Below are 9,349 nucleotides of genomic sequence, written 5' to 3' on the forward strand. Positions count from 1 at the left end.
AAGTCAAGCGCTTGCCCGGTTGCGATCCTCCGAGGTTTTGGTCGCCACCGGTCCCGAAGGAGACGGCGGCTCCGTCTGGGTTCATGAGATCGACGGCATCGAGGGAGTCTTCGCTTTCACCTCCCGAGCGCAACTGCCAACGGAACCGCTGTTCGAGGGAGGATCATGGAGGGCACTCCCTGCGCGAGAACTCGCCTCGTCCGTCCCGGACGACGTCGACATCGTGATCAACATCAACAGCCCCGCGCGCTGGAAGGTCGACTCTCGAAGCCTGCACTCAGAGCGTTGATCCACCAAGAGAACTCGTAGGGCCGGCGCCCGGCCGCGCCGGGACCGACTCCACCGACGAGTCCGGCAACGTCACGCCGTACCGACTTGGCGGCTTGCCCCTCGACGCCCCTGATGGCCGCGCGCGCAGGCGGGCCGTCAGCGCCCCTTCTCGGCGAACGCGCCCTCAGGCTGCAAGGTGGGCAGAGCACCCCCGCCATAACCCCAGTGTGATCCGCGGACGACGGCACGCCCGCTGGGCGTTGACCGCGGGTTCTGGGAGTGCTGCGCGGGAGACATGAGCCGTCGGTCGTGGCGCGCGCATCATTCGGCCGCCGACGGAGCGCCCCGTCGGCCAGGGCTGGTCTGGAATCCCGCCGGTCGGCGTGAGGCGAGCATATGATCAGTGCGAACTTCACAAACCAGAAAAATTTCCGGTTCTGCGGAGTCTCGTCGTATCCATCGGCGCGATCTCCAGGGGACCGGCTCACGGCTGATCCTCCTGCGCGCCTGTCCGAGGGGATCAGAACAATGAGGAATACGCCGGCCGCCAGGCCGGACAACATAGCCCTGGGCGCGGGTCTCACCCTCGTCGAGGGTTCGTCAAAGCTGTTCGGGCGCTCGATCTTCAAGAACTACCTGCTCGAGGGCATCACGATGTCGGCCCTGGTCGTCGCGACGGCCGAGTACGGCATCGGCGCGATGGTCATGCTGCTGGTGGCGTTCAGGCTCCAGATCCTGGGGCTGTTCCGCCACATGACGTCGCGGTCCCAGCGGTTCCGGTACACCCGGCGAGCCTTGAAGGCGACCATCGTGTTCACGACGGTCGTTCTCATCCTCACGATGGCCGAGTACGGCACCGTGCTGGCGGCTCTGCTGGTGGTGTTCAGGTTCCAGGTACCGGGGCCTTACCGCCCCGAGGAGCCGCGTCCCGTGCGGCTCCGGTTCACCTGGAAGACCGTGACGGCCGTCATCGTCTTCGCCGGCTGCAACATCGCGGGCCGGGGAATGATCGTGATGGCGATGATGTCGGCGGGGACGGCCCTCGCCACCATCAACGCGATCACGTTCGCCGTCTCGACCATGACCTACTCGGTGGGGGTCTGGAAGACCGGGCAGTGGTTCGCGGCGATGCTGGTGCCGCTGCTCATCGTGCTGGGCCTCGCCGTTTCCATCGAGGCGTGGCACATCACCGCGAGTCCGTGGGGAGTCGTCTGGTCCATCGGATCGGCTCTCTCCGGCGTCGTGTACATGGCGCTGTCCCGAGGTTTCGTCGAGCGGGGCGGCGCGGAGGCCGATCAGTTCCAGGCGCTGGGCACGGGCCTGGGCGTGGTCGGTCTCGGCGTGTGGGCGATGCTGGCGGGCGAGGATCCGTCGGTCGGCTGGTCCTGCGGGGTCCTCTTGGCGCTGCTCTGCACGGCGCTGATGACCGTCGTCGTCCCCCGGTACCTGCACATCCGGGCGAGGAGGGCCCTCGGGGACGCCGTCTACACGATCTTGTGGAGCGTCATTCCGCTGCTCGGCCTGCTGGTCGACCTGATCATGGAGCAGAAGATCCCGACGGCGTGGCAGGTCATCGGGATGTCCTGGATCAGCGTGGTCGCGGCCGTGGCGTCCCTGCTCCGCAAGCAGCCCGGGGCGGAGATCGTCAAGCGGCGAACGTTACGCGAGATGATCATGCGCCTGAAAAGGCCGCTCGGCTGCGTGTGATCCAAGCCGGTCGGTATAGTTCGTGCGGTTTCGCCTAATTCGCACGAATTCCAGGCCGGGGAGATGAGGCTCAGTCTTCCCGCCGTTTGCGGTGTCCCGGGGGAAGGCTCGAAGCCTCTCCGCCGGGACACCGTTCTTCCCCGGGTTGCTGTGGTGTGGCTCAGCGGTAGGCGGTCAGGCCGTCCGCCAGTTCTTCTTCGTCGCCGTCACGGATTGCGTAGAGGGCTTGCTGCAGGGCGAATGTGTTGCGGATCGCGGTGATGCGGGTGACGAGTCCGGCATCTGGCCAGTGGCCCAGGGCGAGCAACCGTTCCAGGAACTCACGGCCGTAGCTGGCACCGATCGCAGCGAGGTCTTCGGCCTGGTCGCCGAGGGCGACATCGTCCCAGTCGAGTACTCCGGCGAGGCGCGGCAGTCCGTTCGTCCACTCCCACAGGACGTTTTCGGCGCCGAGGTCGCCATGCACCACCGCTTGGGCGACGTGGGGAAGGTCGTCGAGTGCTGCGAGCTCCCGCTCGGCCCCTAGACGCCCATTGTCGGACATGAGCGGGAACAGTTCAGCGCGCACACTCTCCGCGAACCGCCGCCACCGGTCTTCTGCCGCGTGAGGGAGAATCGCTCGTGCCGTTTCGTCGTTGCCGGCGCGCGCCAGGCCGGACAGCAGCGTGGCGTACTGCTCTGCCACGGTCTCGGCTACTTGAGCGTCCTTGAGCGCCTCGCCCTCCAGCGGTTCCCCGGGAATGCGGCTGAGCACCAGGAACGGTGCCTCGTCGTTGCCGTGGGCGCCGCCTTGGAGCAGCGGCTCAGGTATGCGAAAGCCGAGGTCAAGCCCGGCGAGTGCGTGCAGTGCGGCTGCCCGCTCGGGCAGCCGGGCGGCCGCTGCCGGGGTGCGAGGCAGGCACACGACGCGGTCCGGCCCAATGACCACTGTGTGGAATTGCCCCTGACGCTCTGCGAGGTCGTCCGGTTCGGCACCGGGTAGCAGACGGCTCAGCAGAGCGCGATGCGTCGTACGGATGCTCACGAGTGAGACCTCTAGGTTCTTCGAAGCACTGGCTGCTGGGAAAAGTAAGAAGCGACCTCCGGAGAGGTCGCCCATGAAACCAGACGGAACCTCGGCGAGCCGAGGAATCATCCTTCCATGTCGTCAGTCGCCCAGGATCTTGTCGGGGTCGAAGCCCGCGAGATCCAGCGCTTCTTTCAGTTCTTCCTCGGTGGCGACTTCGTCGTCGCCTTGGGGACCGCTGGTGTTGGCCATTTTCTTTGCTCCCTGCCTCGCAGTGAGCCGACGGCTCTTGCCGCCGACCTTGGTGATCGTCCGGGAGGTGGGGGCGTTGTCAAGCCTCGGAGCGGTCGGCCGGCGTCTCGTCGACGACCTCGCGACCCGGCCGCCGGGCTTGGCGAAAAAGCAGTTGGCTGGGTGGGGTGGGCGCTGCTAGTTTTTCGGAGGCCGTGCTGAAGAAAGAGGAGGTGGTACCCGTGAACCTGATTTCGACATGGGTGCTCCCCTCTGGGGTCACGGTCGGGCGGTAGGTCGTCCGGGAGCGCCGTTCGAGAGCACTCCCGAAAGGCACGACCATGCAGTTCACTTCTGAGCAGCGTCTCGACGACGGGCTCCTTGAACGCGAATTCACCCTCGGCGAGGTTCCCGGCGTTCTGTGGGCGCCCGAGTCCGCGTCCGCAGCGGCACCGGTTCCGCTGATCCTGATGGGCCACCCCGGCGGGCTGGACAGGATGCGCCCCCGCCTGGTGGGCCGGGCTCGGCGGTCCGCGGCGGACGGCTTCGCCGCGGCCGCCATCGAGCTCCCCGGAAGCGGTGAGCGGCCCCGCTCGGCCGCCGCCGAGCAGGCCCGCGCCGACCTCCAGCGGGCGGTGAAGGCCGGTGGGCCCGTCGATGACGAGATCGTGGACCGGCTCGTCCTCCCGCTGGTCGACAAGGCGGTCCCGGAGTGGCAGGCCGCTCTGGACGCCCTCCTCGCGCTGCCTGAGATCGGCGGCCCGGTCGGATTCTCGGGCGGAGTCACCGCCATCGGGGTCCGGCTCGCGGTGGTCGAACCGCGCATAGCGGCCGCCGTTCTGTTCGCCGGGAGCTTCGTGCCTCGCGTCCTGTTCGAGGAGGCCCGCCAGGTCACCATTCCGCTGCACGTCCTGCTGCAGTGGGACGACGAAGGGAACGACCGGCAGGCGGCCCTGGACCTGTTCGACGCCTTCGGCTCCGAGGAGAAGTCGCTGCACGCCAACATGGGCGGGCACACCGGCGTCCCGCAGTTCGCCGGGGACGCCGCGGCGGCGTTCTTCACCCGGCATCTGAGCTAGCCGTCGGCCCGCTCGCCTGACAGCACTGTGGCCCTGCCCGGATGGGCAGGGCCACAGCGCGGCGGGGTCAGAAGGATTCTTCGGGGAGGTCCATGACGTCCAGGGTGGTGGACTCGGTGACGGCGCGGTCCGAGGCCAGGCGCGGCAGGACGGTCTGGCAGAAGAACTGCGCGGCCGCGACCTTGCCGGTGTAGAACGCCTTGTCGGAGTCGGACACGTCGCCTCCGCCGAGGGCGTTGAGCGCGACCTCGGCCTGGCGGCACAGGAGCCAGCCGACGATCAGGTCGCCGAGGGCGAGCAGCAGGCGCGAGGAGTTCAGCCCGACCTTGTAGAGCTCCTTCGGGTTCTCCATCGAGCCGAGCGCCCAGCCGACCATCGGGTCGAGGATGCCCTGGACGTCGTCGAGGGCCCGGCCGAGCAGGGCGCGCTCGTTCTTGAGCCGGCCGTTGCCGGCCTCGGAGCCGGCGAACGCCCGGATCTCGCCGACGAGCACCTTCAGCGCCTCGCCGTTGTCCCGCAGGATCTTGCGGAAGAACAGGTCCTGGCCCTGGATGGCGGTGGTGCCCTCGTACAGGGTGTCGATCTTGGAGTCGCGGATGTACTGCTCGATCGGGTACTCCTGCAGGAAGCCGGAGCCGCCGAGCGTCTGCAGCGACTCGGCGCCGAGCAGCGCGTAGGCCCGCTCGGAGCCGAAGCCCTTCACGATCGGCAGCAGCAGGTCGTTGACCTTCTCGGCCGTCTCGTCCCTGCGGCCCTCGAACTCGGCCAGCTGCACGGCGTCCTGGTAGGACGCGGTCAGCAGCACGAGCGCGCGCATGCCCTCGGCGTAGGCCTTCTGCGTCATGAGGCTGCGCCGGACGTCCGGGTGGTGGGTGATCGTCACCCGCGGAGCGGTCTTGTCCGTCATCTGCGTCATGTCCGCACCCTGGACACGCTCCTTCGCGTACTCCAGCGCGTTGAGGTAGCCGGTGGAGAGGGTGGCGATGGCCTTGGTGCCGACCATCATCCGCGCGTACTCGATGACGAGGAACATCTGCCGGATGCCCTGGTGGACGTCGCCGACCAGGTAGCCGACCGCCGGGTGCTTCTCGCCGAGGGTGAGCTCGCAGGTCGTGGAGACCTTGAGGCCCATCTTCTTCTCGACGTTGGTCACGTAGGCGCCGTTGCGCTCGCCGAGCTCACCGGTCTCCACGTCCACCAGGTACTTGGGGACGAGGAACATCGACAGGCCCTTGGTCCCGGGGCCGGCGCCCTCGGGGCGGGCCAGCACCAGGTGGAAGATGTTCTCGGACATGTCGTGCTCGGCCGAGGTGATGAAGCGCTTGACGCCCTCGATGTGCCAGGTGCCGTCCGGCTGCTGGACGGCCTTGGCGCGCCCGGCGCCGACGTCGGAGCCGGCGTCCGGCTCGGTCAGCACCATCGTCGCGCCCCACTGGCGCTCCAGGGCCAGCTCAGCGAACTTCTTCTGCTCGGGCGTGCCGATGTGCCAGAGGATCTGCGCGAAACCCGGACCGGACGCGAACATGTAGACGGCCGGGTTGGCGCCCAGCACCTGCTCGGCGACCGCCCAGGTCAGCGAGCGCGGGGCGCCGCTGCCGCCGAACTCGGGGGCGAGGTCGAGGCGGTACCACTCGGAGTCCATCCACGCCTTGAACGACTTCTTGAAGCCCTCCGGCATCGTGACCGTGCCGGTGGCCGGGTCGAACACCGGCGGGTTGCGGTCCGCGTCCTCGAAGGAGGCGGCGAGCGGGCCCTCGGCCAGCCGGTTCACCTCGTCGAGGATGCTGCGCACGGTCTCCTCGTCCAGTTCGGCGTACGGGCCGCTGCCGAGGAGGTCCTGGCGCCTGAACACCTCGAAGAGGTTGAACTCCAGGTCCCGGAGGTTGCTCTTGTAGTGCCCCATTCGAGACTCCGTCTGGTTCCGGCGGCGACCGGCGGCCCCGCTGCGTACTGGTCAGTAACTCAACAGCATGCTACCCGCTGGTAACCACTGACAACCACCCCAATCGTCCGGTTTCCGGGGAGGCAGGCCCCATCGATACCACGCCCGTCTCCGTCGCGTGACCCACGTCACCCAGGCCCCCTGAGTCGCACCCTCCTACGCCCCGCGCGGGAGGGGTGGCAAGATCAAGCGGGCGCGAATTCACCCGCGGTGCACGAGGAGGTGCGCAATGAGGCAGGAGGAGGAGGCCGCCCCGAGGCTGACCGTCATCGGGACCGGCTACCTCGGCGCGACGCATGCGATCTGCATGGCCGTGCTGGGGTACGAGGTCCTCGGCGTGGACGTCGACCGGCACAAGATCGAACAGCTGGCGTCGGGCGAGGTCCCGATCTTCGAACCCGGGCTGCCGGAGCTGCTCACCAAGGCGCTCGACTCGGGCCGGCTCCGGTTCACCACCTCCTTCGCGGAGGCCGGGGAGTTCGGCGACGTCCACTTCGTGTGCGTGGGGACGCCCCAGCAGGCCGGCTCGGACGCCGCCGACCTGACCTACGTCGACGCCGCCGTCAGCTCCCTGGCGCCGCACCTGCGCCGCAGGTCCCTGGTCGTCGGCAAGTCCACCGTGCCGGTCGGGACGGCCGCGCGCCTCACCGGCCTCGTGCAGGGGCTGGCGCCCGCCGGGACCGACGTCGAGCTGGCCTGGAACCCCGAGTTCCTCCGCGAGGGCTTCGCCGTGGACGACACCCTGCGCCCGGACCGGCTGGTGTTCGGCGTCGCGTCCGACTGGGCGCACGAGCGGCTGCGAGCGGCGTTCAGGCCCGTCCTCGACCTCGGCACGCCGGTGATCCGCACGGACCTCGCGACCGCCGAGCTGGTCAAGGTGGCGGCGAACTCCTTCCTCGCCACGAAGATCTCCTACATCAACGCGATGGCCGAGGTCTGCGAGGCGGTCGGCGCCGACGTCCGGGACCTCGCCGACTCGCTGGCGCTGGACGACCGCATCGGCGGCAAGTTCCTGCGGCCGGGCCTGGGGTTCGGCGGCGGCTGCCTGCCGAAGGACATCCGGGCGTTCGCGCACCGGGCCGAGGAGATCGGCGTCGGCCAGGCCGTGTCGTTCCTGCGCGAGGTGGACGACATCAACCGGCGCCGCAGGGCCCGCACCGTCGACCTCGTCCGGGACCTGCTGGGCGGCGACCTCGCCGGCAAGCGCGTCGCCGCGTGGGGCGCCGCGTTCAAGCCCAACTCCGACGACATCCGGGACGCGCCCGCGCTGGACGTGGCGCGCACCATCCACGGCCTCGGCGGGGACGTGCGCGTCTACGACCCGGTCGCCCTCGATAACGCCCGCCGGGCGTTCCCCGAGCTGACCTACGGCGAGAGCGCGTTCGACGTGGCGCGGGACGCCGACGTGGTCGTCCTGCTGACCGAGTGGTCGGACTTCCGGGAGGTCGAGCCGGAGGCGCTGGCCGGGATCGTCCGGCACAAACGGGTGGTGGACGGCCGTCACGCGCTCGACGCGGACCGCTGGCGCGCGGCGGGCTGGGAGTACCGCGCCCTGGGCCGCCCCTGAAGGTGTGCCGGTCCCCGCGCCAGGTGGCGCGGAGACCGGCGAGGCGGGAGATCAGCTCATTCCCGCCAGGGTCTTACTGGCTCCCGCCGTGGAGGCGGCGGGAGTGGGCGGTGGCCTCCTCCGCAGTGACGCGGGCGTCGTCCATGGCCTGCTTGTTCTCCGGAGTCGGGTCCTGCACGTACGCCCGACCGGCGTCGCGCAGGGCGTCCTGCGCGGTGTCCATGGTCTCCTCGGCCGCGCGGGCCTCGTCAGCCTTGCTGTTCTCGTTCGTCACGGGTCTCTCCGTTGTGAGTCCTTCACCGCGGCTACCGCGGCGGAGCCTTCATCCGATAGCTCACGCAGACCTGGTCTGCGCGAGCCCCCAGAGGATGAAGAGCTCATGAAGAGCCGTCCGGCAAGGGGATCGAGCCGCAACAGGAGTCCGAGGCGGGCTCCCTTACGTCGGCACGGGGGAACATCCCCGGGAGCGGGGCCGTTGGGAGGAGGTGAGGGCCGTGCCCAGGACGGGCAGTGGTCTCTCCCGGACGAGGTGCGCCGTACCCGGAACGCGAAGACGGCGCGTGACATCAGTCGTCTCGTCATCCGGGAGTGCCACCATGGCCTGGATCCTCGTCATCGTCGCCGGCCTCTTCGAGGTCGCCATGGCCCTGTGCCTGAAGGGCAGCAAGGGCTTCACCCAGCCGCTGGAGTCGGCGGGGTTCCTCGTGTTCGCCGTGGCGTCCTTCGGGCTGCTCACCGTCGCCCTCAAGCACCTGGAGGTCGGCACCGCCTACGCCGTCTGGGTCGGCATCGGGGCCGTCGGGACGGCGGTGCTCGGCATGCTCTTCATGGGCGACGAGGTCTCCGCGACCCGCGTCGTCGCGCTCGCGTTCATCGTCCTCGGGGTCGTCGGGCTGAACCTCGCCGGAGGCGGCCACTGACCGGCGGCGCCGGCAAGCGGCGCGGACGGCCAGGAACGGCCACCGCCTGCGCAGGTCAGCCGAGTTCCCCGGAACGTAATCTCCCGTAACAGCGTCTATGGGACGAGAGCGCGGGGAGTCGCTCGAACACGGGAGGACGGACCTTGGTCTTCAAGAAGCTGCGTCAGGCGATGGGCATCGGCGGCCCGTCGATCGAGACGGTTCTGCACGACCCGAACACGATGCCCGGCGGAGTCGTCACGGGCGAGATCGCCATCATCGGGGGCCAGTTCAACTCCGACATCAAGGCGGTGAACCTCGCCCTGCGCACCAAGGTCGAGGTCGAGTCGGGCGACAACGAGTACACCTCCAACCTGGAGTACGCCAAGATGCCGGTCGCGGGCGGGTTCAGCCTGCAGGAGGGCGCGCGGCACAGCATCCCGTTCCAGTTCCCGATCCCGTGGGAGGCGCCGCTCACCCACATGTACGGGCGGCCGCTGCACGGCACGACGGTCGGGATCGCGACGGAGCTGGAGGTCACGGGCGCGCTCGACCCGGGCGATTACGGCCTCGATCGACGACACGGGGAACCCCCTGATGGTGCGGATGGTCGGTGCGGTCACCGAGCCTATCCGCGCGGCCCCGCCG

Annotated in this window: 9 protein-coding genes and 1 riboswitch; of the genes, 6 read left to right on the forward strand and 3 right to left on the reverse strand. The window is 69.2% G+C overall.

What is annotated here, in order from left to right:
• Both AB0C69_RS31670 and AB0C69_RS31675 read left to right on the forward strand, forming a co-directional pair.
• Positions 1-289 (forward strand): SseB family protein (locus AB0C69_RS31670; RefSeq protein ID WP_360358667.1); only part of this gene is annotated, 289 nt, incomplete at its 5' end.
• Positions 290-798: 509 nt separating this feature from the next.
• Complete coding sequence (locus AB0C69_RS31675) at positions 799-1,977, forward strand: hypothetical protein (RefSeq protein WP_360358668.1); 1,179 nt, start codon at positions 799-801, stop codon at positions 1,975-1,977.
• A 160-nt stretch (positions 1,978-2,137) separates the two neighbouring features.
• Here the strand turns inward: AB0C69_RS31675 and vph are convergent, their stop codons facing one another.
• Positions 2,138-3,001 carry a viomycin phosphotransferase gene (gene vph, locus AB0C69_RS31680; RefSeq protein ID WP_360358669.1) on the reverse strand — a complete coding sequence of 288 codons (864 nt, stop codon included), beginning with the start codon at positions 2,999-3,001 and terminating at the stop codon, positions 2,138-2,140.
• A 554-nt stretch (positions 3,002-3,555) separates the two neighbouring features.
• Here vph and AB0C69_RS31685 point away from each other — a divergent pair.
• Positions 3,556-4,293, forward strand: a complete 738-nt coding sequence (locus AB0C69_RS31685; RefSeq protein WP_360358670.1) for an alpha/beta hydrolase — start codon at positions 3,556-3,558, stop codon at positions 4,291-4,293.
• A gap of 67 nt (positions 4,294-4,360) precedes the next feature.
• On the opposite strand, the gene AB0C69_RS31690 is transcribed toward AB0C69_RS31685, so the two are convergent.
• Entirely contained in the window at positions 4,361-6,196 is a 1,836-nt protein-coding gene (locus tag AB0C69_RS31690; protein ID WP_360358671.1) for an acyl-CoA dehydrogenase, read from the reverse strand.
• Positions 6,197-6,464: 268 nt separating this feature from the next.
• On the opposite strand from AB0C69_RS31690, the gene AB0C69_RS31695 reads away from it, so the two are divergent.
• Entirely contained in the window at positions 6,465-7,802 is a 1,338-nt protein-coding gene (locus AB0C69_RS31695; protein WP_360358672.1) for a UDP-glucose/GDP-mannose dehydrogenase family protein, read from the forward strand.
• Between the two features lie 73 nt (positions 7,803-7,875).
• Here the strand turns inward: AB0C69_RS31695 and AB0C69_RS31700 are convergent, their stop codons facing one another.
• Positions 7,876-8,076 (reverse strand): hypothetical protein, encoded by a 201-nt coding sequence (locus tag AB0C69_RS31700; protein ID WP_360358673.1) that lies wholly within the window; start codon positions 8,074-8,076, stop codon positions 7,876-7,878.
• Positions 8,077-8,302: 226 nt separating this feature from the next.
• A riboswitch (guanidine-III (ykkC-III) riboswitch) is annotated at positions 8,303-8,365 on the forward strand.
• A 33-nt stretch (positions 8,366-8,398) separates the two neighbouring features.
• Here AB0C69_RS31700 and AB0C69_RS31705 point away from each other — a divergent pair.
• Both AB0C69_RS31705 and AB0C69_RS31710 read left to right on the forward strand, forming a co-directional pair.
• Positions 8,399-8,722, forward strand: coding sequence for a multidrug efflux SMR transporter (locus AB0C69_RS31705; protein WP_345171136.1), 324 nt, complete (start codon positions 8,399-8,401; stop codon positions 8,720-8,722).
• 143 nt (positions 8,723-8,865) lie between these two features.
• Positions 8,866-9,349 (forward strand): sporulation protein (locus AB0C69_RS31710; protein ID WP_360358674.1); only part of this gene is annotated, 484 nt, incomplete at its 3' end.

The sequence above is a fragment of the Actinomadura sp. NPDC048032 genome (assembly GCF_040653175.1).
GTDB classification, from domain to species: domain Bacteria; phylum Actinomycetota; class Actinomycetes; order Streptosporangiales; family Streptosporangiaceae; genus Spirillospora; species Spirillospora verrucosospora.